We start from the raw sequence: 24,984 nt of genomic DNA on the forward strand, positions 1-24,984 counted from the left end.
TTTTGGTGTTTGGTGCACTCGACAGGATTCGAACCTGTGACCGCTCGGTTCGTAGCCGAGTACTCTATCCAGCTGAGCTACGAGTGCAAGTTGTGGTTTTATACCAGATCACAACTGGTTGAAGCCAAGTTATTTGCATCGCTGCAAAAAACTCTTAAATGGTGCACTCGACAGGATTCGAACCTGTGACCGCTCGGTTCGTAGCCGAGTACTCTATCCAGCTGAGCTACGAGTGCATTTGTTGCCGCGCATTATAGGTCGTCAAATCCTTTTGTAAAGCGCTTTTTTCAGTAATTTCAAGCACTTACTAAACAAGCCAGGTTTGACGCACTAAACGAATAATGGCGGAGAACGGGGGATTCGAACCCCCGACACCCTTTTGAGGTGTACTCCCTTAGCAGGGGAGCGCCTTCGGCCACTCGGCCAGCTCTCCGCAACACGGGGCGTATATTAACCACCTTCCTCCCCGTTTGCAAACATAAAAATCGATAAAAATTAATGGCTTGGTTCGTCGTCCTTCTCTTTCTTGATACGCAGGTAAATTTCCTCCCGGTGTACAGCGACCTCTTTCGGGGCGTTGACGCCGATACGCACTTGGTTTCCTTTGACGCCGAGCACGGTCACGGTGATTTCGCCATCGCCAATAATCAGGCTTTCTGCACACCGACGAGTCAGAATCAGCATACCTTTCTCCTCACGCAATTCAGTTCAGGGACAACAGTCGGCAAAAAAAGGCATTGGACCTGCAACCGAAACGGTCGAAGCCTCCAAGCCTAGTATTGACCAGCGCGGGCAAAAGAACAGTTTTGGGACGCGCCATTCAAAAAAACAAAGGGCGCGGCCCAGCCGCGCCCTCAAGGACAACGCTTACTCGCCCTGTCGGGCAGCGGCGTCGAGTTCGAAAGCCGTGTGCAGGGCGCGCACGGCCAGTTCCAGGTACTTCTCTTCGATCACCACGGACACCTTGATTTCCGAAGTGGAGATCATCTGGATGTTGATGGTTTCCTTGGCCAGGGCTTCGAACATACGGCTGGCCACGCCCGCGTGCGAGCGCATGCCGACACCGACGATCGAGACCTTGGCGATCTTGGTATCGCCGACCACTTCCCGGGCACCGATCTCGCCTGCGGTTTTCTTCAGGACTGCTTCGGCAGCCGGGTAGTCGTTGCGGTGCACGGTGAAGGTGAAGTCGGTGGTGTTATCGTGCGAGACGTTCTGCACGATCATGTCGACTTCGATGTTCGCGGCACTGATCGGGCCGAGAATCTTGAACGCCACGCCGGGGGTGTCTGGCACGCCACGGATGGTCAGCTTGGCTTCATCGCGGTTGAAGGCGATGCCGGAAATGATCGGCTGTTCCATGGATTCCTCTTCATCGATAGTAATGAGGGTGCCCGGACCCTCTTTGAAGCTGTGCAGGACGCGCAGCGGAACGTTGTACTTGCCGGCGAATTCGACCGCCCGGATCTGCAACACTTTCGAGCCGAGGCTGGCCATTTCCAGCATCTCTTCGAAGGTGATTTTGTCCAGGCGCTGGGCTACAGGCACCACCCGTGGGTCGGTCGTGTAGACGCCATCCACATCGGTGTAGATCTGGCATTCGTCAGCCTTGAGGGCCGCCGCCAGCGCCACGCCGGTCGTGTCCGAACCGCCACGGCCGAGGGTGGTGATGTTGCCGTGCTCGTCCACGCCCTGGAATCCGGCGACCACGACCACGCGGCCCGCCTTCAGGTCGCCGCGAATCTTCTGGTCGTCGATCTGCAGGATACGCGCCTTGTTGTGCGCGCTGTCCGTCAGGATACGAACCTGGTTGCCGGTGTAGGACACCGCCGGCACGCCACGCTTGATCAGCGCCATGGCCAGCAAGGCGATGGTCACCTGCTCGCCGGTGGAAACGATCACGTCCAGCTCGCGGGGAACCGGTTGCTGGTCGCCGCTGATTTGCTTGGCCAGATCGATCAGACGGTTGGTCTCGCCGCTCATTGCCGACAGCACAACCACCAGGTCATCGCCCGCATCACGGAATTTCTTAACCTTGTCGGCGACCTGTTCGATTCGTTCGACAGTGCCGACCGAAGTGCCGCCAAATTTCTGTACGATCAAAGCCATTTCAAAGCCGCCTCTGCCCATGAAGGGCGCCCAATAATCACAACAGCGACCGGGCCCGCCACTAGACCGCGAACCCGGGGCGCTGCCTTAAATACCCTGCTCTACAAATGCAACGGTCTGGGCCAGTGCCGCGTCCAGTGCGCCGACGTCGGTACCGCCGCCTTGCGCCATGTCCGGACGACCACCGCCCTTACCGCCCACTGCCGCAGCGGCCTGCTTCATCAAATCACCGGCCTTGAGTTGGCCAGTCAGGTCCTTGGTCACGCCTGCGACGAGAACGACCTTTTCCTCATGGACACTGCCGAGCAGGATCACTGCGCGGCCGAGTTTGTTTTTCAGTTGATCGACCAGCGCCAGCAGGCCCTTGCCGTCCTGGCCGTCGAGACGCACGGCCAGCACTTTCACGCCCTTGACGTCCACGGCCTGGGCCGACAGATCGTCGCCCGCGGCGCTGGCGGCCTTGGCCTGCAACTGCTCCAGTTGCTTTTCCAGCAAGCGGTTGCGCTCCAGCACAGCCGACAGCTTGTCGATCAGGTTGTCGCGGCTGCCCTTGATCAGGCTTGCCGCTTCCTTGAGTTGTTCTTCGGCCGCGTTGAGGTACGCCAGGGCCGCAGCGCCGGTGACCGCCTCGATACGGCGCACGCCGGAGGCCACGCCGCCTTCGCTGACGATCTTCAGCAGGCCGATGTCGCCGGTCCGGTTGGCGTGGATACCGCCGCACAGCTCCACGGAGAAATCCCCCATGCTCAGCACGCGCACGCTCTCGCCGTACTTCTCGCCGAACAGCGCCATCGCACCCTTCTGTTTGGCGGTTTCGATGTCGGTTTCTTCGGTCTCTACCGGGGAGTTCTTGCGGATCTCGGCGTTGACGATGTCTTCCAGCGCCTTGAGCTGCTCCGGCTTGATGGCTTCGAAGTGGCTGAAGTCAAAGCGCAGACGCTGGCTGTCCACCAGCGAGCCTTTCTGCTGGACGTGCTCGCCCAGTACCTGGCGCAGCGCCGCGTGCAGCAAGTGGGTGGCGGAGTGGTTCAGCGAGGTGGCATGGCGCACCTCGGCGTCGACATGGGCTGCCACTGGAGCGGCGACCATCAGGCTGCCGGAAGCCAGCACGCCGTGGTGCAGGAACGCGCCGCCGGTCTTGGTGGTGTCACGCACGTCGAAGCGCGAATTGCCGGCCTGCAGGTAGCCGCTGTCGCCGATCTGGCCGCCGGACTCAGCGTAGAACGGTGTCTTGTCCAGCACGATCACGCCTTCCTGGCCTTCGCTCAGGATGTCGACCGATTGCCCGTCCTTGTAGATGGCCACGATCTTGGCCGAACCGGTGGTACCGGCATAACCGGTGAATTCGGTGGCCACGTCGACCTTGACCAGGCTGTTGTAGTCCATGCCGAAGGCGCTGGCCGAACGCGCACGTACCCGCTGGGCTTCCATCTCGCGCTCGAAACCTTCCTCGTCGAGGGTCAGGTTGCGCTCGCGGGCGATGTCGCCCGTCAGGTCCATCGGGAAACCGTAGGTGTCGTACAGCTTGAACACCACATCGCCCGGCACCACGGTGCCCTTGAGCTCGGCCAGGTCCTGTTCGAGGATCTTCAGGCCTTGTTCCAGGGTCTTGGCGAACTGCTCTTCCTCGGCCTTGAGCACGCGTTCGATGTGCGCCTGCTGGGATTTGAGTTCCGGGAAGGCATCGCCCATCTCGGCAGCCAGGGCCGCCACGATCTGGTAGAAGAAGCTGCCCTTGGCGCCCAGCTTGTTGCCGTGACGGCAGGCACGACGGATGATCCGGCGCAGCACGTAGCCCCGACCTTCGTTGGACGGCAGCACGCCGTCGGCAATCAGGAAGCCGCAGGAGCGGATGTGGTCGGCGACCACTTTCAGCGAAGCCTGGTTGTCGTTGGTGCAACCAATGGCCTTGGCCGAAGCGTCCAGCAGGCTCTGGAACAGGTCGATTTCATAGTTGGAGTGAACGTGCTGCAACACCGCACTGATCCGCTCCAGGCCCATGCCGGTGTCGACCGACGGCGCGGGCAGCGGATGCAACACGCCGTCGGCGGTGCGGTTGAACTGCATGAACACGTTGTTCCAGATCTCGATGTAGCGGTCGCCGTCTTCTTCCGGCGAGCCGGGTGGGCCGCCCCAGATGTCGGCGCCGTGATCGTAGAAGATCTCGGTGCAAGGGCCGCACGGGCCGGTGTCGCCCATGGTCCAGAAGTTGTCGGAGGCGTAAGGCGCGCCTTTGTTGTCGCCGATGCGCACCATGCGCTCGGCCGGGACACCGACCTCTTTGGTCCAGATGTCATAGGCTTCGTCATCGGTGGCGTAGACCGTGACCCACAGCTTGTCCTTGGGCAGGTTCAGCCACTTGTCGGAGGTCAGGAAGGTCCAGGCGAACGTGATGGCGTCGCGCTTGAAGTAGTCACCGAAGCTGAAGTTACCCAGCATTTCGAAGAACGTGTGGTGACGGGCGGTATAGCCGACGTTTTCCAGGTCGTTGTGCTTGCCGCCGGCGCGCACGCATTTCTGGCTGCTTACCGCACGGGTGTAGGCACGTTTTTCCTGGCCCAGGAAGCAGTCCTTGAACTGGTTCATCCCCGCGTTGGTGAACAGCAGGGTCGGGTCATTGCCCGGAATCAAAGAGCTGGAGGCTACTCGGGTATGGCCTTGCTCTTCGAAGAAGCGAAGGAAGGCTTCACGGATTTCTGCGCTTTTCATTAGGTTCTTCCACGGAGGCTGCGGCCAAAGGCCTGTGCAAAACGTCGACAGACGAAGCAACGGCAAAGGGCCGCATTATATCGGCCCTTCGCCTGGGGTACAGCGTGTTATGCGATAGAAACTGTCAATTGGCTCGCTTGGGCGATCAGTTGCCGGAAAATTCGACGAAAGTGGCGATCACCTGGTCGATTTGCGCGCGACTGACATCCAGGTGAGTCACCATCCGCAAACGTGGCGCAGCACTGAGCTTGATGCCCCGCTCGGCGGTAAACGCCTTGAGCGCCTCGGCGCGCTCGCCCATTTGCACGTAGACCATGTTGGTCTGCACCGGCTCGACCTCATAGCCCGCCGCGCGCAAGCCCTCGGCGAGTCGCAGGGCGTTGGCGTGGTCATCGGCCAGGCGCTGGACCTGATGGTCCAGGGCATACAGCCCCGCCGCTGCCAGGATCCCGGCTTGGCGCATGGCGCCGCCGACCATCTTGCGCAACCGGCGCGCCTTGCCGATCAACTCGACACTGCCGCACAGGACCGAGCCAACGGGCGCGCCCAGGCCCTTGGAGAGGCACACCGAGACCGAATCGAAATACTGGGTGATGTCCCGCGCATCGACCCCAAGCTTGACCGCCGCGTTGTACAACCGTGCGCCGTCCAGGTGCAGCGCCAGGCCGTGCTCGCGGGTGAAACGCCGGGCCTGGGCCAGGTAGTCCAGCGGCAGCACTTTGCCCTGCATGGTGTTTTCCAGGGCCAGCAGGCGGGTCCGGGCGAAGTGGAAGTCGTCGGGCTTGATGGCCGCAGCCACCTGGGCCAGGTCCAGGGAGCCATCGGCTTGCACTTCAAGCGGCTGCGGCTGGATCGACCCGAGCACAGCCGCCCCGCCGCCTTCGTATTTATAGGTGTGGGCCTGTTGGCCGACGATGTACTCATCGCCGCGTTCGCAGTGGGCCATCAATCCCAGCAGGTTGCTCATGGTGCCGCTGGGCACGAACAATGCCGCCGCAAAGCCCAAGCGCCCGGCAAGTTCGGCTTCGAGGCGATTGACGGTCGGGTCTTCGCCATACACATCGTCGCCGGTCGGGGCGCTGGCCATGGCATCGAGCATGCCGGCGGAAGGTTGGGTGACCGTGTCACTGCGAAGATCGATAACACTCATGAATCTGGCCTCGGGTTCTGGTGGCGGGAATTCCCTTTCGAAGGGCAATTACTGCGGTCATGGGCAGGAATAATCAAGCCTGACCCCAGGAAAACACCACCTGTACCTGAAGATTAATCAAAACACTCCTGTGGGAGCGAGCTTGCTCGCGATAGCGGTAGTGCATCCAGCATCAACGCAAGCTGAACTACCGCTATCGCGAGCAAGCTCGCTCCCACAGTAGGTTATGTGTTAAAAATCCTCCGCAGCCAAAAACCATGGCGGCAAAACGTTCTCAGGGCGGGGTGTAATTCCCCACCGGCGGTAATTGCACGCAAGGTGCATAGCCCGCGAGCGCTTGGCGCTACACGGCTTCTGCGGTGTGGCGGCAAGGTCAGCAGACCCGGTGTGATTCCGGGGCCGACGGTCATAGTCCGGATGAAGAGAGAACGGGATTGACACCCAAGGGCCGCTTGCGACCTTCTGTTCGCGGCGTACCCTCGAATCCCCTTCGATTCATGACGCCCTGTTTTTCACACAAACAGGAACCAGAACATGCAACCCACTGCAATCGATAGCAAAACCAAACACTCGGGCGAGCGCGTCGCGTTCATCCAGGCCTGCTGGCACAAGGAAATCGTCGACCAGAGCCGCAACGGCTTCGTCGCTGAAATGATCAATCAGGGCTATCAGGAAAGCGATATCGACTTCTTCGAAGTCGGCGGCGCCTTCGAAATCCCGCTGCACGCCAAGCTGCTGGCCAAGTCGGGCCGCTACGCCGGCATCGTCGCCGCCGGCCTGGTGGTGGATGGCGGTATCTATCGCCACGAGTTCGTTGCCCAATCGGTGATCAGCGGCCTGATGCAGGTTCAACTGGAAACCGAAGTGCCGGTGTTCTCGGTGGTGCTGACGCCCCATCACTTCCACGCCGGGGAAGAGCACCAGAAGTTCTTCTTCGAACATTTCGTGCACAAGGGCCAGGAAGCCGCGAAGACCTGCGCCGACACCCTGCACAAGACCCGGGCATTGCGCCGTACCGAGCCGCGTGCGGTAGCGGTCTGACGACCCCTTCCCTGTGGGAGCGGGCTTGCTCGCGAAAACGGTGTGTCAGCCGTCGCATAGGTGGCTGACCTGACGCCTTCGCGGGCAAGCCCGCTCCCACAGGTTTTCTGCTTGCCGCAGATATCGCAGCTACCGCAAAAGTAAGTGTGGGAGCGGGCTTGCCCGCGAAGGCGTTGTGTCAGCCAACTAAAATGTTGCTGTCATACCGCTTTCGCAAGCGAGCCCGCTCCCACAGTTGGAATCCGCCGCCCTTCAGGCCAGGTTCTCGTCAGTCGCCGGCACGATCAGGATCCCGGCCCGCAAGCCGTTCTTGACCTTGGGGTTGGGGAAGATGATGCGGGCGCCCTCTTCCTCGATCACCCAGCGGGTCTGGGCGATGTCTTCGGCCAGCACATAGCCTTTTTCCAGTTCCGAGAAGTTCTCGATGTCCGCCGGCAGGTTCAGGCGAAAGTTGTCGCTGTGCTTGATGATTTCCCGCGCCACATTGAACAGTTGCAAGCCGTCGAGCCCGTCATCCAGCTCTGGTTCGTTGCCTTCGATGATCTGTTGCAGGCGGGTTTCCAGCAGGCTGACGTTGACACCGTCGTTCTGCCCGAATGGCCGCGCCTTGCCCAGCTCCAGGGTGAAGGACTCGGCACCCAGCTGTTCGTAGGTGTAGGCGCTGAAGACGATGGACGGTTTGTTCTGCAACAGCACCGCCTCCATCCCCGCCGCCCGCAGGCGCGCCAGTTCACGGCGTGAGTGCGGGCGACCTTCCTTCCACGGGTACAGGGCAAACTGCTCGATTTTCGAGCCGCGGATGGCGGTGTGCAGGTCATAATGCAAGCGACTGCGTTCCGGGCGATTGAAGAAACTGGCGGCCAGTCGCTCCAGTTCGCAGGCGCGCAACGCCTCGGGGCCGCCGCTCAGTTCGTGACGCCCGTTGAACAGCCGGTTGACGTCCTGCTCGACGAAACGCTCGCCCCGCCGAATGGCCTCGGGGTTGCCGAACAGGAACAGAATGCGTGCCCGGGGCTTGAGGACTCCACGGGCGATGTCATGCAGCAAGCGGTCGAGCAACTCGATCGGCGCGGTCTCGTTGCCATGGATACCGGCCGACAGCAGCAGGTCCAGGCCGTTATCCCGGGCTTCGGGCGGCTTGACCTCCAGCGCGCCCTCGCTCAACCAGCGCATCCGTACGCCTTCGACTGTCAGTTGAGTCTTCTCCGCCGGTTCACGGCCGGCGAGGGTCAGTTCAAGCAGTTTGCCGAGGGCGAGCATAGCGCGGTTTCCTTAATGGTCGTGGCCGCAATCCGGGCCATGGACATGGTCATCGTCGCCGACGTCCGCCGGTTCCATTTCCAGTTGCAGGCTGACCAGGTTGGTCGCCAATGGACGCAACAACAGGTTGGCGTATTCCTCGTCCCCTTCCTCGACGTCCACGCCGATCAGCAACTGGCCGCGGCCGTCCTGCTGGATCCACAGCTCCTTGCCTTGCCACATCACCGCGACGCGGGTGCAGGAGGTTTCCAGTTGGGTGCCATCGGTGTCTTCAAGAATCAGCTGCAGGCCATCGCTCATGTTTTTACGTTCTCGTCTGGGGATAAGGCAACGCGCCCTGCTTTGACTGTAGTCAGGTCGCGCGCGCTTTCAATTGATCTGGAAAGGATAAACCGCGCCAAGTTTAAGGATTTGTGTCAGTTCATCCAGTGCCGCACGGCATTCGAGCAGCAACTGCGGGTCTGCCAGGTCGTTTTCGGTCATGCGGTCGCGGTAGTGCCGTTCGACCCATTGGGTCAGCGACTCGTACAACGGCGCGGTCATGATAACCCCTGGGTTGACGGCCGCCAGCTCGGTTTCATTGAGCGCCACGCGCAACCTCAGGCACGCCGGGCCACCGCCGTTCTGCATGCTTTGCTTGAGGTCGAAGACCTTCACTTCGCGAATCACCCCGCCCGAGGCCAGCAAGCCTTGCAGGTACTGCCAGACGCGCTCGTTGCTACGGCATTCTTCCGGCACGATCAACAGCATCGAGCCATCGGCACGCGACAGCAGTTGGCTGTTGAACAAGTAGGAACGGACCGCATCATCGACCGTCACCGCCGAACGCGGCACGCACACGGCCTGGAACTTCCCGCCGACCTTGGCGAGCTTGTCGCCCAGCTCGGCCAGCAGCTTGTCAGTCTCAAGGAAGGCATCCTCGTGGTAGAACAGCACTTCGCCGTTGCCGACCGCGATCACGTCGTTGTGAAACACGCCCTGGTCGATCACCGACGGGTTCTGTTGTGCATACACCACACCGTCCTCGCTCAGCCCGTGCAGGCGCGCGACGGCGCGGGACGCTTCGAGTGTCTGGCGCGCCGGGTACTTCTGCGGGGCCGGGTAACGCATGTCGAAGGCGCTGCGGCCGAACACGAAGAACTCCACGCCGGCTTCGCCGTAGGCGCGGCAGAAACGCGTGTGGTTGGCGGCGCCTTCATCGCCGAACTGCGCCACCGCCGGCAAGGCGGCGTGATGGGCGAAGTGTTTCTGGTCGGCGAACATCGCGCCCAGCACGCGACTGGTGGTGGGGTGCTCGATGCTGCGGTGGTACTTGCAGTTCAGGTTGGCGGCGGTGAAATGCACGCGCCCGTCAGCAGTGTCGGCACTCGGGCTGACGGTGGCGGCGTTGGCCACCCACATGCTGGAAGCCGAGCAACTGGCGACCAACAGGGGCATCGCTTCCTTCGCCGCCTGCTGGATGACCTGGGCATCGCTGCCAGCAAAGCCCAACCGACGCAGGGCAGCCACGTCTGGACGTTCTTGCGGCGCCAGCACGCCTTGCGTAAAGCCCATGTCCATCAGCGCCTTCATCTTCGAAAGGCCCTGCAACGCCGCTTCCTTGGGGTTGGAGGACTGCTGGCTGTTGCTCTGGGACGCGACGTTGCCGTACGAGAGCCCGCCGTAGTTATGGGTCGGCCCCACTAGACCGTCAAAGTTGACTTCATAGGATTTCATCAGCGAGGCTCCACGAGAATCTGTTTTTATAGGCATCAAGTAACATCGGCGGCGCTTCTATCGCGAGCAAGCTCGCTCCCGCAGGGCCTTGCACTGTCCTTGTGGGAGCGAGCTTGCTCGCGATCGTGGTTCACACCATTCTCACGCCGGGGGTCAGGGCAGCCGGCATGACGAGGCTCGGCGTTTCCAGGGATGCCACCGGGTATGCGCAATAATCGGCCGCGTAGTAAGCACTGGCGCGATGGTTGCCCGAGGCACCCACACCACCGAACGGCGCGCTGCTGGCGGCGCCGGTCAGTTGTTTGTTCCAGTTGACGATACCGGCACGGCTTTGCAGCCAGAACTGCTGGTAACGTGCCTCCGAGTCCGACAGCAACCCGGCGGCCAGGCCATATTGCGTGTTGTTGGCCTCGGCGATCGCCGCGGGGAAATCCGCGTAGCGAATCACTTGCAGCAACGGCCCGAACAGCTCTTCGTCCGGACGCTCGGCCACGGCCGTCACGTCGAGGATGCCTGGGGTCAGCAAGGCCGCCTGGGCCTGGGGCTGGGTCATGGCCAGCAGCGGCACGGCGCCCTTGCCCAGCAGGTGGTTCTGCGCATCCATCAGCGCTTTCGCGGCGCCGAGGGAAATCACCGAGCCCATGAACGGCGCCGGTTGCTGGTCGAAGGCCCCCACCTGCAGGGCCGCGCTGACCGCCACCAGGCGCGCCAGCAACGCATCGCCCCAGGCGCCTTCCGGCACCAGCAGGCGGCGCGCGCAGGTGCAGCGCTGCCCGGCAGAAATGAAGGCCGACTGGATGATGGTGTAGACCGCCGCCTCGACGTCCGCCACCTCGTCCACCACCAGCGGGTTGTTACCGCCCATTTCCAGCGCCAGGATCTTGTCCGGGCGCCCGGAGAATTGTTGATGCAGCAGATTGCCAGTGCGGCTCGAACCGGTGAAAAACAACCCGTCGATGCCCGGGTTCGCCGCCAGGGCGATGCCGGTTTCCCGCGCACCTTGCAGCAGGTTCAGCACGCCCGCCGGCAGGCCGGCCTCGACCCAGCACTGGACCGTCAGCTCGGCGACTTTCGGCGTCAGCTCACTGGGCTTGAACAGCACGCTGTTGCCCGCCAGCAGTGCCGGCACGATGTGCCCGTTCGGCAGGTGACCGGGGAAATTGTACGGGCCGAACACCGCCACCACGCCGTGAGGCTTGTGCCGCAGCACGGCCGTGGCATCGCCCAGGGGGGCGCTCTTTTCCCCGGTGCGCTCACGGTAGCTCTGGATCGAGATCGCCACCTTGTTGACCATGCTGGTGACTTCGGTGGCCGCTTCCCACAACGGCTTGCCCGTTTCTTCACCGATGCAGCGGGCCAGTTCGTCGGCGCGATTTTTCAGGGTCGCGGCAAAGGCTTCCAACACCTGGATGCGCTCATCCAGCGAACGCCGGGCCCACTCCGGGAACGCCTGGCGCGCCGCCTGCACGGCTGACTCCACTTGCGCCGCCGTGGCGCCCTTGCCTGCCCACAACACCTGCTGGGTCACCGGGTTCAACGACTCGAAGACGTCACCCTGGCCTTCCAGCCAACTGCCTGCGATGTACAGCGAATTCATTATTTCGACTCCCGAGCAGCGGACAACGCAACGGCACGTACCTGGTCGCCGGCGTTGAGTTGAAGGCGTTTGGCGGTCAGCGGATCGACCACCAGGGTGCCCGCGGCGAAGCGCGCCGGGGCTGCCGTGATGCGGCAGTCTTCGCGCTTGCGGTTATGGATGAGGAACGGCGTGGCGTCATCGCCCGGGGTGCCGATGGCGAGCACCAGCGCCTGGCTGTCGCGAATCGCGCGGATCTTGCCGGTCTCGCATTCCACGGCCGGGCCGGCGTCGAAAATGTCGACGTAGCCCTGGTAACTGAAGCCTTCGCTCTTGAGCATCGACAGCGCCGGCTCCGTGTCCGGATGCACCTGGCCAATCACGGCCCGGGCGTCTTCGGACAGGAAGCAGGTGTAGAGCGGGAACTTGGGCATCAGTTCGGCGATGAACGCCTTGTTGCCCACCCCGGTCAGGTAGTCGGCCTGGCTGAATTCCATCTTGAAGAAGTGCCGGCCCAGGCTTTCCCAGAACGGCGAGCGGCCGTGGTCGTCGGACATGCCGCGCATTTCGGCGATGATCTTGTTGCCGAACAGATGCGCGAATTCGGCGATGAACAGCATCCGTGCCTTGGCCAGCAGGCGGCCGTTGAGGCCATTGCGGTAGTCGGCGTGCAGGAACAACGAGCAGAGTTCGGAATTACCGGTCAGGTCGTTGGCCAGGAACAGCGTCGGGATCTCCCGGTAGATGTTCAACTCCTGGGAAGCGCTGACCGTCAGGCCGACCCGGAAGTTGTACCAGGGCTCACGCAGCCCCACGGCACCGGCGATGGCGGAGATCCCCACCACCCGACCGTCGTCGTCTTCGAGCACGAACAGATAGTCCGCGTCACCGCGCCCCGCTTCACCGCGAAAGGTCTTCTCGGCCCAGCCGACCCGATGGGCCAGGCGCTCTTCGTTGGCCGGCAAGGTGGTCAGGCCGGTGCCGGTGCTACGGGCCAGGGCGATCAGAGCGGGTAAATCGCTGCTGCGTACGGGACGAACGATCATGCTATCTCCTCAGACGGGCCGCTCACGCCACCCGCGAAACTCATTAAACCGCCACCAGGCGTACGCTGGCACCTTCGCCGACACCCAGGGCCTCGGCCGCTTCCATGTCCAGCGTCACAGGCTTGCCCGGCGCGTAATCCAGCTCCAGCAGCACAGCGCGGTAATCCTGCAACAGGGCATTGGCCACCAGGTATTGCCGGCCGGCGCCCTTGACCGGTTCGCCGATCTTGACCGGCACCACGCGGCTCTGGGCAATCGAGCGGATCCCCGAGACACGGGCATGCAGGGTCGGGCCGCCATCGAAGATGTCGATGTAGTGATCGGTCTCGAAACCCTCGCGCATCAGGATGTCGAAGGTGATCTGCGCGCGCGGGTGGACCTGGCCCATGGCTTCCTGGGCGGCGTCCGGCAACAGCGGCACGTAGATCGGGTAATGGGGCATCAGCTCGGCGAGGAAGGTGCGGCTTTTCAGCCCGCACAGACGCTCGGCGGCGGCGTAGTTGAGGTCGAAGAAATTGCGCCCGATGGCGTCCCAGAATGGCGAATCACCGTTCTCGTCGCTGTAGCCGACGATCTCGGTCACCACCGAATCGGCGAAGCGCTCCGGGTGGCTGGCGACGAACAGCAGGCGTCCACGGGAGTTGAGTTCCGACCACGGCGAGCCGACCAGTTCCGGGACCACGTAGAAGCTGGTCAGCAGGCTGTTGCCGGTCAGGTCGTGGCACTGGGAGAGCACGTGGATCTTGTTGTGGATCTTCAGCTCACGGGAGGCGTGGACGAAGGTTTCATTGCGAAAGCTGTAGAACGGTTCGGAATAGCCCGCCGACGCGACGATCGCCGAACAGCCCGCCAACTTGCCGGTGGCGGTGTCTTCAAGAACAAAGAAATAGCTCTCCTCGCCGTTGAAACTGACTTCGGCGGCAAACGAGGCTTCGCTCGCGGCGATCTTGTCGCTCAAGCGTTCCACGTCATCCGGCAAGGAAGTGACACCGATCGGACTGTCCGCAGCCAGACGCTGTACCTCGCCCAGATCAGCCATTTGCGCGGGGCGCATCACCAGCATGGTGTCACTCCTTAACTTGAAATAAAGGGTTCGACCGAAAGGATCGATACACAAGAAAAAATACCGGGTTTACTGCCCGTCTGTGACCACCGCCCTCTGTGGGAGCGAGCTTGCTCGCGATGGCGGTGGCACATTCAACATTGATGCAAGCAGGACCACCGCTTTCGCGAGCACGCTCGCTCCCACAGTGGACCCGGTTCAGCTGAAATGGATCAAGCCTGGGTCAGCTTCGCCGCAGCCTTCTCGAAACGGTCCAGGCCGGCGTCGATGTCGGCGTCTTCCACCACCAGGCTCGGGGCGAAACGAATCACGTCCGGGCCGGCTTGCAGGATCATCAGGCCTTCCTGTTCGGCGGCGTTGAAGATGTCCTTGGCCTTGCCTTTCCAGGCATCGTTCAGCACGCAGCCGATCAACAGGCCCAGACCGCGCACCTCGGTGAACAGGCCGTACTTCTGGCCGATCTGCTCCAGGCGGGTCTTGAACTTGTCATGCTTGGCCTTGACGCCGCCGAGCACCTGCGGGGTATTGACCACGTCGATCACCGCTTCGGCCACCGCGCACGCCAACGGGTTGCCGCCGTAGGTGGTGCCGTGGGTGCCAACCACCAGGTGCTTGGCCAGCGCCTCGGTGGTGAGCATCGCCGCGATAGGGAAACCACCGCCCAGGCTCTTGGCGCTGGTGAGGATGTCCGGGATCACGCCGTAGTGCATGTAGGCGAACAGCTCGCCGCTGCGGCCCATGCCGGTCTGCACTTCGTCGAACACCAGCAGTGCATTGTGCGCATCGCACAGCTCGCGGGCGCCTTGCAGGTAGGCCAGCTCGGCCGGCAGCACACCGCCCTCGCCCTGGATCGGCTCCAGCACCACGGCGCAGGTCTTGTCCGAAACAGCCGCTTTCAACGCGGCCAAGTCGTTATAAGGAACGTGGGTGATGCCGGTGATTTTAGGCCCGAAACCGTCGGAGTACTTCGACTGCCCGCCGACGTTGACGGTAAACAGCGTGCGGCCATGGAAACTGTTGAGTGCGGCGATGATTTCGTACTTCTCGCTGCCATAGCGATCGAACGCCACGCGACGGGCCAGCTTGAAGGCGGCCTCGTTGGCTTCGGCGCCGGAGTTGCAGAAAAACGCGCGCTCGGCGAAGGTCGCGTCGATCAGCTTGTGGGCCAGGCGCAGGGCCGGCTCATTGGTGAATACGTTGGACACGTGCCACAGCTTGTTGGCCTGCTCGGTCAGTGCACCGACCAGCGCCGGGTGGGCATGCCCCAGCACGTTGACTGCGATACCGCCGGCAAAGTCGATCAGCTCGCGACCAGACTGGTCCCACACGCGCGAACCGGCGCCACGCACAGGTATGAAGGCAGCAGGGGCATAGTTGGGCACCATGACCTGGTCAAAATCGGCGCGTTGTACCGCGGCTTGCTCAACGGACATCGGAGTCTCCTGAAGAGAAACACTCGCCTGGAATGGCGAGCGATGAAGGGATTGTAAGGACAGTTTTCAGCCCGGCCTTGTCGCCAAGCGACAACTTCTTATAGCGCCAACCCACGTTTTCAGCGGGTTTACGGCAATGCGACAAATTGCGTCGCAAAGGCGCAGTTTAAACGTTGCCAGGGGGTTTGAGGCACTCGCTTCCACATTTCCCTTGTCGGGCGCAACTGTAGCTTGGGAGGGGCTTATCTGTGGCGAGGGGATTTATCCCCGCTGGGCTGCGAAGCAGCCCTGAAACAGTCAATCTAATCTGTCTGGCACACCGAGGTGCCGGGTTTTGGGGGCGCTTCGCGCCCCAGCGGGGATAAATCCCCTCGCCACAGAGTAAGCTGCCACCACGAGGACCGCGCCAGTGCTAGCCGCGCTCGGACGGCACCGACGACAATTCGAACGGGCTGCTGCTGCGTCGCTGGTTGCGGTCTTCGCGGGGGGTCGCGCCGAAGAAGTTGCGGTAGGCGCTGGAGAAATGCGGGCCCGAGGAGAACCCGCAGGACAAGCCGATCTGGATGATGGATTTGCTGGTTTGCATCAGCATCTGCCGGGCCTTGTTCAGGCGCAGCTCCAGGTAATACTGGCTGGGTACGCGGTTGAGGTACTGCTTGAAGATCCGCTCCAGTTGCCGTCGGGACACGCACACATGCTGGGCGATTTCGTCGGTGGTCAGCGGCTCTTCGATGTTCGCTTCCATCAGCAACACCGCCTGGGTGAGCTTCGGGTGACTGGAACCGAGGCGGTTCTGCAACGGGATGCGCTGGCGCTCGCCGCCCTCGCGGATGCGCTCGACCACCAGCTCTTCCGACACCGCACCGGCCAGTTCCGCGCCGTGGTCCCGGGCCAGCACCGCCAACAGCAGGTCGAGCACCGACATGCCGCCGCAGGCGGTCAGGCGATCGCGGTCCCAATCGAACAGATGGCTGGTGGCAATGACCTTGGGAAAGCGTTCGGAGAAATCATCCTGCCAGCGCCAGTGCACGGCAGCGCGGTAACCGTCGAGCAGCCCCAATTGGGCCAGGGGATAGACACCGGCGGACAAGCCCCCGATCACGCACCCGGCCCGCACCAACTGCTTGAGGGCGCTGCCCAGGGAAGAGGCGAGCACGGTCGGCGGCTCATCGGCCAGCAGGAACAGCTTCTGGAAGCCTTCGAGCTTGCCGGCCCAGGGTTCGCCGGGCAATTGCCAGGCGCCTTCGACCGCCGGCTCGGCTTGCAGGAACGAGAGCTCGTAGACCACCTCTGGATGCACCCGCTGGGCAACACGCAAGGCCTCCTCGGCCAGCGCCAGCGTCAAGGCTTTCGTGCTGGGCCAAATCAGGAAACCAATTCGATGGGCGGTCATGGCGGGCAATCCAAAGCGAAAACAGTGTTAAAGCCAGAAGCGGCTGCAACCAAGTTAGACCATCTGGCGCGCGGTGCGCAGCATGACCTAAATCGGGTGCGAAACGGGAGCGATTACTTGAGGCTGCCCGAAAGAAATTGCTGCAGGCGCTCCGATTGCGGATTGACCAGCACTTCACGCGGGTTACCGCGCTCTTCGACGATACCCTTGTGCAGGAACACCAACTGGTTCGACACTTCGCGGGCAAAGCCCATTTCGTGGGTCACCACCACCATCGTCCGCCCTTCCTGGGCCAGGGCCTGCATCACCTTGAGCACATCACCCACCAGCTCCGGGTCGAGGGCCGATGTCGGCTCATCGAACAACATCACTTCCGGCTCCATCGCCAGCGCCCGGGCAATCGCCACGCGCTGTTGCTCGCCGCCGGACATGTGGCCCGGGTAGGCGTCCTTGCGATGAGCCACGCCCACTTTGTTCAGGTAGTGCTCGGCCTTCTCGCGGGCCTCGGCCTTGGCAACGCCCAGCACATGCACCGGCGCTTCCATGATGTTTTCCAGGGCGGTCATGTGCGACCACAGGTTGAAATGCTGGAACACCATCGACAGCCGCGAACGCATGCGTTGCAGTTGCTTGGGGTCCGCGGCCTTCATCGCGCCATCCTTGCCCGCCACCAGCTTCAACTCTTCGTTGTTGAGCAGGATCTTGCCGGCATGGGGTTGCTCAAGCAGGTTGATGCAACGCAGGAACGTGCTCTTGCCGGAGCCACTGGAGCCGATGATGCTGATCACATCGCCAGCGGCAGCCTTCAGGGACACGCCCTTGAGCACTTCGTGACTGCCATAGCGTTTATGCAGGTCTTGGACTTCAAGCTTGTACATGCGGTCGGTTCTCACAAAACGTCATTCGTTGAGCAGTCGATCGGATCGATGCGTTATCAGTGCTTGCGCGGGGCCAGGTAAACCAGCCAGCGGCGTTCGGCCAGTTTGAACAGGCGCACCAGGATGAAGGTCAGGCACAGGTAGAAGACACCGGCCGTGATGTAGGCCTCGAACGGCAGGTAATACTGCGCATTGACCGTGCGCGCGGCACCCGTGATGTCGATCAGGGTCACGATGGACGCCAGGCTGGTGGTCTGCAGCATCATGATCACTTCGTTGCTGTATTGCGGCAGCGCCCGGCGCAGGGCCGACGGCAGCAGGATCCGGCGATACAGCGTGAAGCGCGACATGCCCATGGCCTTGGCCGCCTCGATTTCACCGTTGGGCGTGGCCCGCAGGCTGCCGGCGATGATCTCGGCGGTGTAGGCACTGGTGTTGATGGCGAACGCCAGGCACGCGCAGAAGGTCGCACTGGACAGCCAAGGCCAGAGGAAGCTCTCGCGCACGAACTCGAACTGTGCCAGGCCGTAGTAGATCAGGAACAACTGCACCAGCATCGGCGTGCCGCGAATCACGTAGGTGTAGAGCCAGGCGCTCATGTTCACGACCGGCTGCTTGGACACCCGCATCAGCCCCAGGGGCAGCGCCGCCAGCAGGCCGAAGAACAGCGACAGCGCCAGCAGCTTGAGGGTGGTCAGCAAGCCACTGAAATACAGCGGCAAGGCTTCATAGATGACGTTGTAGTCGAAGATCATAGATCAGCCGCCCTTACGCCTACCGAGTAGCGCTTCTCAAGGTGACGCAGTGCCAGCAACGAGACGCTGGTGATCACCAGGTACATCGCCGCCACCGCCAGGAAGAAGGTGAAAGGCTCGCGAGTGGCATCCGCCGCCTGCTTGGCCTTGAACATCATGTCTTGCAGGCCCACCACCGAAATCAGCGCGGTCGCCTTGGTCAACACCAGCCAGTTGTTGGTGAAGCCGGGAATGGCCAGGCGAATCATCTGCGGCACCATCACCCGGAAGAACACCTGCAAGCCGCTCATGCCATATGCCATGCCCGCCTCGGCCTGCCCCTTGGGGATGGCCATGAACGCGCCGCGAAAGGTTTCCGACAGGTACGCACCGAAGATGAACCCCAGGGTGCCGATACCGGCCGCCAGCGGATTGAGGTCGATGTAATCGTCATAACCGAGCATCGGCGCCAAGCGATTGAGCAGGTCCTGGCCGCCGTAGAAAATCAGCAGAATCAGCACCAGGTCGGGAATGCCGCGAATGACCGTGGAATACAGGTCGCCCAGCCACGCCAGCCAGCGCACCGGCGAAAGACGCAACGCGACACCGATCAGCCCCAGGACGATGGCCAGGGCCATGGACGACAAGGCGAGCTGAAGCGTCAACCATGCGCCATCGAGGATGACAGCCCCGTAGCCTTTCAACATGATTCAGGTCCTCGAAAATGGGATGAAAAAATGGCGCAAACCGCAGGGAGCCTGGTGCTTGCGCCATTTCTCACGAGTGGCGGGACGGTGTTACTTGCCGTAGATGTCGAAGGTGAAGTACTTGTCCTGGATCTGCTTGTACTTGCCGTTCTCGCGAATGGCGGCAATCGCACTGTTGATCTTGTCTTTCAGGGCGTCGCCCTTGCGCACCGCGATACCGATACCGTCACCGAAATACTTCTCATCGGTGAAGGCCGGACCAACGAACGCGAAGCCCTTGCCGGCGTCGGTCTTCAGGAAGCCGTCATCCAGCAGCGTTGCGTCGGCCACGGTGCCGTCGAGACGACCGGCAGCGACATCCAGGTAGATTTCGTTCTGCGAGCCGTACGGTTTGATCTCGGCACCCAGCGGGGCCAGGACTTCACGGGCGAAACGCTCGTGGATCGAACCGCGCTGCACGCCGATGTTCTTGCCCTTGAGCTCGGTCAGGCCTTCGCTGACCTGGGTGCCGGCCTTCATGACCAGGCGGGCCGGGGTGTTGTAGTACTTGTTGGTGAAATCAACGGATTTCTTGCGGTCTTCGGTGATCGACATGGACGACAGGATCGCGTCGATCTTGCGGACCTTGAGCGCCGGGATCAGGCCGTCGAACTCTTGCTCGACCCACACGCACTTGACCTTCATCTCTTCGCACAGCGCATTGCCGATGTCGTAGTCGAAACCGACGATGCTGCCGTCCGGGGCTTTCGAGGCGAACGGAGGGTACGCCGCCTCGATACCGATCTTCAGGGGCTTTTCATCAGCGAATGTCGGCAGGGACAGCACGGACAGTGCCAGGGCGCCAAGCAGCACGAGTTTCTTCATCTTGGAACTCCATCGGTAAAGGGCAAAAACGGCAGAGTGAGCAACAGCCCAATATGCGAATGAGTGAAACGAATTCCGGTGCTGCGTCCTAGGAAGCGAACGTTTTATTCAACGCACGCCACGACGAGCGAGTGATCGGCATTCTAACGACAGGCCCGAGGCCGATATTTCTTCAATGCGACAACAAATTACAGAAGCACCGAGAAAGCCTTTCAAGGACATTGACAGCCCCGCAAATTCATGCAAGAGCAAAAGAAGGGAAACCGATCTATGCTGCAAATTGCGGGCCCATTATTCGCAAACCCTTCTAATCCGGCAAGCACAGCGTGTCGGCTAATTTTGTCCACGGGCTGAAAATGCCCTGGAACAGGGCTCGGCGTTTCCCATCGCCTCGGACTGGCGCGTTTGGTTACACATTTCGAAACATCGGTAACGCCTGCAAGCGTCTGACGTTGAAGATCGATATTTATTCATTCCTCCTGTGGCGAGGGAGCTTGCTCCCGCTGGGTTGCGCAGCAGCTCCAAAGCCAGATGCCAGAGTCTTTCGGGCACCGAACCCTTTGGCGAGGGGATTTATCCCCGCAGGGCTGCACAGCAGCCCCAAGACAGGCGGCTCAATCTGTCTGGCAGACCGAGGTGTCAGGGTTTAGGGCCGCTTCGCAGCCCAGCGGGGATAAATCCCCTCGCCACAAAAGCATCCTCGCCACATGGGAATGCGCACATACAAAAAAAGCCCGGAACGGCTCACACCGTTCCGGGCTTTCAGGGATCACAAATCCGCCGTCAGGCGACGTTCATGGTCTTGTGCGTCTCGATCAGATGCGCCACCACGCCTGGGTCGGCCAGGGTGGAAATGTCACCCAGCGCGTCGTATTCCGCCGTGGCGATCTTGCGCAGAATGCGGCGCATGATCTTGCCGGAGCGGGTTTTCGGCAGGCCCGGTGCCCACTGGATGACATCTGGCGAGGCGATCGGACCGATTTCCTTGCGCACCCAGTTCTTCAACTCCAGGCGCAGGGCCTCGCTGCTTTCCTCGCCCGCATTGAGGGTCACGTAGACGTAGATGCCCTGCCCCTTGATGTCGTGCGGCACACCCACCACCGCCGCTTCGGCGACTTTCGGGTGGGCGACCATGGCGCTTTCGATCTCGGCGGTGCCCATGCGGTGGCCGGACACGTTGAGCACGTCGTCCACGCGACCGGTGATCCAGTAGTAGCCGTCCTCGTCTCGACGCGCACCGTCACCGGTGAAGTACATGCCACTGAAGGTCTTGAAGTAGGTGTCGACGAAGCGGTCGTGGTCGCCGTACAGCGTGCGCGCCTGGCCTGGCCACGAATCGAGGATCACCAGGTTGCCTTCGGCGGCGCCTTCGATCAGATTGCCGAGGTTGTCCACCAGCGCCGGCACCACGCCGAAGAATGGACGAGTGGCCGAGCCCGGTTTCAACGCCGTGGCGCCCGGCAACGGACTGATCAACACGCCACCGGTCTCGGTTTGCCACCAGGTGTCGACGATCGGGCAACGTTCCTTGCCGACATTCTTGTAGTACCAGTCCCACGCTTCCGGGTTGATCGGCTCACCCACCGACCCCAACAGGCGCAGGCTGCTGCCATCGGCGCCTTCGACGGCGGCGGTGCCCGACGCCATCATCGCGCGGATCGCGGTCGGCGCGGTGTAGAGGATGCTGACCTTGTGCTTGTCGATGACCTTGGCCACCCGAGTGATGTCCGGGTAGTTCGGTACGCCTTCGAACAGCACCGTGGTCGCGCCATTGGCCAACGGGCCATAGACGATGTAGCTGTGGCCGGTGACCCAACCGACGTCGGCGGTGCACCAGTAGACTTCGCCCGGCTTGTAGTCGAACACGCGCTCGTGGGTCAGGGCCGCGTAGAGCAGGTAGCCGGCCGTGGTGTGTTGCACGCCCTTGGGCTTGCCGGTGGAGCCGGAGGTGTAGAGGATGAACAGCGCTTCTTCGGCGCCCATTTCCTTCGGCGCGCAAACGGTGCCGGCGACTTTCATCAGGTCTTCGTACCAGATATCCCGGTGCTGGTTCCACTTGATGTTGCCCGCGGTGCGCTTGCACACGATGACTTTCTGGATGCTGCTGGTTTCCGGGTTGGTCAGCGCGTCGTCGACGTTGGCCTTGAGCGGGATCTTCTTACCGGCGCGAATGCCTTCGTCGGCGGTGATCACCACTTTGGATTTGCAGTCGATGATCCGGCCGGCCAGGGCCTCGGGGGAGAAGCCACCGAATACCACCGAGTGGATCGCGCCGATCCGGGCACAGGCCAGCATGGCGACCACAGCTTCCGGGATCATGGGCATGTAGATGGTCACCACGTCGCCGCGGTGCACGTCCTGGCCACGCAGGGCGTTGGCGAACTTGCAGACTTCTTCATGCAGTTCGCGATAGGTGATGTTGCGACTCTCGGACGGGTCATCACCCTCCCAGATGATCGCGACCTGGTCGCCACGCTCGGCCAGGTGGCGGTCGAGGCAGTTGTAGGAAACGTTCAAGGTGCCATCGGCAAACCACTTGATGTCGACATGGTGATCGTCAAAGGACGTCTGCTTCACCGTGGTGAAGGGCTTGATCCAGTCCAGGCGCTTGGCCTGCTCGCGCCAGAAGCCATCCGGGTTGACGACTGACTGCTGGTACATCGCCTTGTAGGTCGCCTCGTCAGTCAACGTACTGGCCGCAACCTCGGGGCGAACGGGATACAGAGAAGCCGCACTCATGTTTCTTACCTCGGTGACATAGTTGTTTTTGTATGGTCCCGTTGTAGCCTGGGGCGGGCCTATAGAACCATTCGACGATGGTAGTAACAAGTCCCTACAAAATGTCGGTACTAACGTGCAAGACCACTTTCACAGCCCATTCCTGTGGGAGCGAGCTTGCTCGCGAAGACAACAGCACAGCCAGAACAGATCCAACAGCCAGCCTCCAACATCAGCCGATTATTACCAAATCAACCAAAAGTCTTTATCAAAACCCAGTCTGTTTGCATCCACCCTGCCCCTCTAGAATCAGCCCCGCCAACCGGCAAACACGATTGACGCAACACAGCCCCCACGAAGGCCGTTGATCAAATTTCCAATACTTGCTCCACACGCAACCCCAAAAAGGTTGCGTGACCCCACTCGACCTCAAAAAAGGTGAAATCAGATGAAAGCTTTATGGGTTCTGGTCCTCGGCAGCCTGTGCGCCACCGCGATGGCAGACGAGGCCCCGAGCGATGTCGCCCAGCAAAAACCCGCCGTTGAGGAGTACACCTACTCCACTCACCTGGACATCGCCAAAGTCATTTCCATGAGCGAGATCCCGAATGTCTGCGAAGTAGTCCCGGCGAAGATGGTCTACGACGATTCCAAGGGCCAGCGCCACATCCTGCGCTACAGCGTGATGGGCAACGGTTGCTCCAACGGCTGATCACTACCGGTATTTTCCAGGGCCCGATTTCGATCGGGCCCGGTTGTGTCTGGAGCCGTCGAAAACCCTTTTCAAACACAACATGTAGTGTAAAAAGGCAAAAACAGCTCATTTTTTGAGCAAAAAAGCCTGCCATCCGACCCAGGCAAAAAAAATCTTCGGCAGCCGGATCCGGCCAAAGCCTTGTAAACCCTCGCTCCAACGCGGATGAGCCGTCCGTCAGCTCCTCCGTGGGCGATTTCGCCGCACCACGTAGGCAAAAAAGTCCTTATAATGCCGCCTTAAACGGGCCTGCAATATTCCCTTACAGGGGATCAAGCCAGCCTGAAGCCCACGCCAAGACCCATGACCTCTTCGCGTTCACCGCCGCTTCAGCACGACCCGTACATTTTTCTGTTTATTGCCTGCGTCAGCTGCAACAAACGATTTTTCCAAGATCCACCGCCGCCAGCCGACCTCCCCCGGGTTGCTGGCCCTCACGCAGGAGACGACACGTCATGCTGAGCTGGGACGAATTCGACAAAGAAGACGGCGAAGTCGCTGTAAAAAGCGCCAATGCCGGCCACGCTTCTGAAGCCAACATGGACCGCCTCGACAGCGCCGGCGGTGCCGCCGCGCTCGAAGCCCGCGCCGTGACGGCCAGCGACTCGGCCGCGATCATTCGCGCCAAGGCCGCCCTCGACAAACTCGACATCGCCGAAGGCCTCGCCGAACTCGAAGGCGCCTCCGCCCGTGTCGCCGTCGATGAAAAGCGCATGATCAACTGCCGCGCCGACCTCAACCAGCTCGTGCCCTTCAAATACGACTGGGCCTGGCAGAAGTACCTGGACGGCTGCGCAAACCACTGGATGCCGCAAGAAGTCAACATGACCGCCGACATCGCCCTCTGGAAAAACCCGGAAGGCCTGACCGACGACGAGCGCCGCATCGTAATGCGCAACCTGGGCTTCTTCTCCACCGCCGACTCCCTGGTGGCCAACAACCTGGTCCTGGCCGTGTATCGCCTGATCACCAACCCGGAGTGCCGCCAGTACATCCTGCGCCAGGCGTTCGAAGAGGCGATCCACACCCACGCCTACCAGTACTGCATCGAATCGCTGGCCATGGATGAAGGCGAGATCTTCAACATGTACCACGAGATCCCATCGGTCGCGAAAAAAGCCGCCTGGGGCCTGAAGTACACCCGCTCGATCTCCGATCCGAAGTTCGAAACCGGCACCCCGGAAACCGACAAGGAGTTGCTGCGCAACCTGATCGCCTACTACTGCGTCCTGGAAGGCATCTTCTTCTACTGCGGCTTCACTCAGATCCTCTCCATGGGCCGCCGCAACAAGATGACCGGCGTCGCCGAGCAGTTCCAGTACATCCTGCGCGACGAATCCATGCACCTGAACTTCGGCATCGACGTGATCAACCAGATCAAGATCGAAAACCCGCACCTGTGGGATGCCGAGATGAAGGAAGAAGCGACCCAGATGATCCTGCAGGGTACGCAGCTGGAGATCGAATACGCCCGTGACACCATGCCTCGCGGCGTATTGGGTATGAACGCGGCGATGATGGAGGACTATCTGAAGTTCATCGCCAACCGTCGTCTGTCGCAGATTGGTCTGAAAGAGGAGTATCCAGGCACGACGAACCCGTTCCCTTGGATGAGCGAGATCATGGACTTGAAGAAAGAGAAGAACTTCTTTGAGACGCGCGTGATTGAGTATCAGACGGGTGGGGCTTTGAGCTGGGATTGATAAATCCTAAGTTGAACCTGTCAGTTGACGCTCGACTAAAAACCCCGTGAAAGCGGGGTTTTTTGCATTTAACTGCCATCGGCGGTGTCATCTTGCCAGTGATCGGGAGGCGTTTACCCTGTCGTTGTAT

At 61.5% G+C, this 24,984-nt stretch carries 20 protein-coding genes, 3 tRNA genes and 1 other annotated feature; of the genes, 3 read left to right on the forward strand and 20 right to left on the reverse strand.

From position 1 onward, the window contains the following. Positions 1-10: 10 nt before the first annotated feature. The 7 genes from VM99_10985 to VM99_11015 all read right to left on the reverse strand — a co-directional run bounded on the left by VM99_10985 (position 11) and on the right by VM99_11015 (position 5,968). Positions 11-87: transfer RNA gene (locus VM99_10985), tRNA-Arg, on the reverse strand. Positions 88-159: 72 nt separating this feature from the next. Beyond that, a tRNA-Arg gene (locus tag VM99_10990) sits at positions 160-236 on the reverse strand. A 106-nt stretch (positions 237-342) separates the two neighbouring features. Next, a tRNA-Ser gene (locus tag VM99_10995) sits at positions 343-433 on the reverse strand. 62 nt (positions 434-495) lie between these two features. Further along, a complete protein-coding gene (locus VM99_11000) occupies positions 496-684 on the reverse strand; it encodes a carbon storage regulator (GenBank protein AKJ98554.1) in 189 nt (62 codons plus the stop codon). Between the two features lie 183 nt (positions 685-867). Continuing rightward, complete coding sequence (locus VM99_11005) at positions 868-2,109, reverse strand: aspartate kinase (GenBank protein ID AKJ98555.1); 1,242 nt, start codon at positions 2,107-2,109, stop codon at positions 868-870. Between the two features lie 87 nt (positions 2,110-2,196). Further along, complete coding sequence (locus VM99_11010; GenBank protein ID AKJ98556.1) at positions 2,197-4,818, reverse strand: alanyl-tRNA synthetase; 2,622 nt, start codon at positions 4,816-4,818, stop codon at positions 2,197-2,199. A 145-nt stretch (positions 4,819-4,963) separates the two neighbouring features. Beyond that, complete coding sequence (locus VM99_11015) at positions 4,964-5,968, reverse strand: threonine aldolase (GenBank protein AKJ98557.1); 1,005 nt, start codon at positions 5,966-5,968, stop codon at positions 4,964-4,966. A gap of 266 nt (positions 5,969-6,234) precedes the next feature. Further along, positions 6,235-6,402, forward strand: a binding site (FMN riboswitch). Positions 6,403-6,502: 100 nt separating this feature from the next. Here VM99_11015 and VM99_11020 point away from each other — a divergent pair. Beyond that, the gene (locus VM99_11020) at positions 6,503-7,009 is read left to right on the forward strand and encodes a 6,7-dimethyl-8-ribityllumazine synthase (GenBank protein AKJ98558.1); all 507 of its coding nucleotides are present in this window, start codon (positions 6,503-6,505) and stop codon (positions 7,007-7,009) included. Between the two features lie 252 nt (positions 7,010-7,261). Here VM99_11020 and VM99_11025 read toward each other — a convergent pair whose 3' ends face one another. The 13 genes from VM99_11025 to VM99_11085 all read right to left on the reverse strand — a co-directional run bounded on the left by VM99_11025 (position 7,262) and on the right by VM99_11085 (position 22,418). Next, positions 7,262-8,269, reverse strand: a complete 1,008-nt coding sequence (locus VM99_11025; protein ID AKJ98559.1) for a succinylglutamate desuccinylase — start codon at positions 8,267-8,269, stop codon at positions 7,262-7,264. 12 nt (positions 8,270-8,281) lie between these two features. Then, on the reverse strand, positions 8,282-8,569 hold the full coding sequence (locus tag VM99_11030; GenBank protein AKJ98560.1) for a topoisomerase II: 288 nt from the start codon (positions 8,567-8,569) through the stop codon (positions 8,282-8,284). A 69-nt stretch (positions 8,570-8,638) separates the two neighbouring features. Continuing rightward, positions 8,639-9,985: an N-succinylarginine dihydrolase gene (locus tag VM99_11035; protein ID AKJ98561.1), complete on the reverse strand. Its 1,347-nt coding sequence runs from the start codon at positions 9,983-9,985 to the stop codon at positions 8,639-8,641. Positions 9,986-10,115: 130 nt separating this feature from the next. Next, positions 10,116-11,582, reverse strand: a complete 1,467-nt coding sequence (gene astD, locus VM99_11040; protein ID AKJ98562.1) for a succinylglutamate-semialdehyde dehydrogenase — start codon at positions 11,580-11,582, stop codon at positions 10,116-10,118. After that, positions 11,582-12,607 carry an arginine N-succinyltransferase gene (locus tag VM99_11045; protein ID AKJ98563.1) on the reverse strand — a complete coding sequence of 342 codons (1,026 nt, stop codon included), beginning with the start codon at positions 12,605-12,607 and terminating at the stop codon, positions 11,582-11,584. Before VM99_11045 ends, astD begins: the two co-directional genes overlap by 1 nt. 43 nt (positions 12,608-12,650) lie before the next feature. Next, the gene (locus tag VM99_11050; protein ID AKJ98564.1) at positions 12,651-13,670 is read right to left on the reverse strand and encodes an arginine N-succinyltransferase; all 1,020 of its coding nucleotides are present in this window, start codon (positions 13,668-13,670) and stop codon (positions 12,651-12,653) included. Between the two features lie 212 nt (positions 13,671-13,882). Then, positions 13,883-15,103 carry an acetylornithine aminotransferase gene (gene argD, locus VM99_11055; protein AKJ98565.1) on the reverse strand — a complete coding sequence of 407 codons (1,221 nt, stop codon included), beginning with the start codon at positions 15,101-15,103 and terminating at the stop codon, positions 13,883-13,885. 412 nt (positions 15,104-15,515) lie between these two features. Then, positions 15,516-16,496, reverse strand: coding sequence for an AraC family transcriptional regulator (locus tag VM99_11060; GenBank protein AKJ98566.1), 981 nt, complete (start codon positions 16,494-16,496; stop codon positions 15,516-15,518). 113 nt (positions 16,497-16,609) lie between these two features. Next, positions 16,610-17,374, reverse strand: coding sequence for an amino acid transporter (locus tag VM99_11065; GenBank protein AKJ98567.1), 765 nt, complete (start codon positions 17,372-17,374; stop codon positions 16,610-16,612). Between the two features lie 56 nt (positions 17,375-17,430). Then, a complete protein-coding gene (locus VM99_11070) occupies positions 17,431-18,129 on the reverse strand; it encodes an amino acid ABC transporter permease (protein AKJ98568.1) in 699 nt (232 codons plus the stop codon). Further along, positions 18,126-18,815 carry an ABC transporter gene (locus VM99_11075; GenBank protein ID AKJ98569.1) on the reverse strand — a complete coding sequence of 230 codons (690 nt, stop codon included), beginning with the start codon at positions 18,813-18,815 and terminating at the stop codon, positions 18,126-18,128. Before VM99_11075 ends, VM99_11070 begins: the two co-directional genes overlap by 4 nt. A 90-nt stretch (positions 18,816-18,905) precedes the next feature. Continuing rightward, the gene (locus VM99_11080) at positions 18,906-19,679 is read right to left on the reverse strand and encodes an ABC transporter substrate-binding protein (GenBank protein ID AKJ98570.1); all 774 of its coding nucleotides are present in this window, start codon (positions 19,677-19,679) and stop codon (positions 18,906-18,908) included. Positions 19,680-20,462: 783 nt separating this feature from the next. Further along, positions 20,463-22,418, reverse strand: coding sequence for an acetyl-CoA synthetase (locus tag VM99_11085; protein AKJ98571.1), 1,956 nt, complete (start codon positions 22,416-22,418; stop codon positions 20,463-20,465). A gap of 427 nt (positions 22,419-22,845) precedes the next feature. Between VM99_11085 and VM99_11090 the strand changes: the two genes are divergently transcribed. Both VM99_11090 and VM99_11095 read left to right on the forward strand, forming a co-directional pair. Then, positions 22,846-23,109: a hypothetical protein gene (locus VM99_11090; GenBank protein ID AKJ98572.1), complete on the forward strand. Its 264-nt coding sequence runs from the start codon at positions 22,846-22,848 to the stop codon at positions 23,107-23,109. Positions 23,110-23,606: 497 nt separating this feature from the next. Beyond that, the gene (locus tag VM99_11095; GenBank protein ID AKJ98573.1) at positions 23,607-24,854 is read left to right on the forward strand and encodes a ribonucleotide-diphosphate reductase subunit beta; all 1,248 of its coding nucleotides are present in this window, start codon (positions 23,607-23,609) and stop codon (positions 24,852-24,854) included. The last annotated feature ends 130 nt before the right edge of the window (positions 24,855-24,984 follow it).

The sequence above is a fragment of the Pseudomonas chlororaphis genome (assembly GCA_001023535.1).
Taxonomy (GTDB): Bacteria; Pseudomonadota; Gammaproteobacteria; order Pseudomonadales; family Pseudomonadaceae; genus Aquipseudomonas; species Aquipseudomonas chlororaphis_E.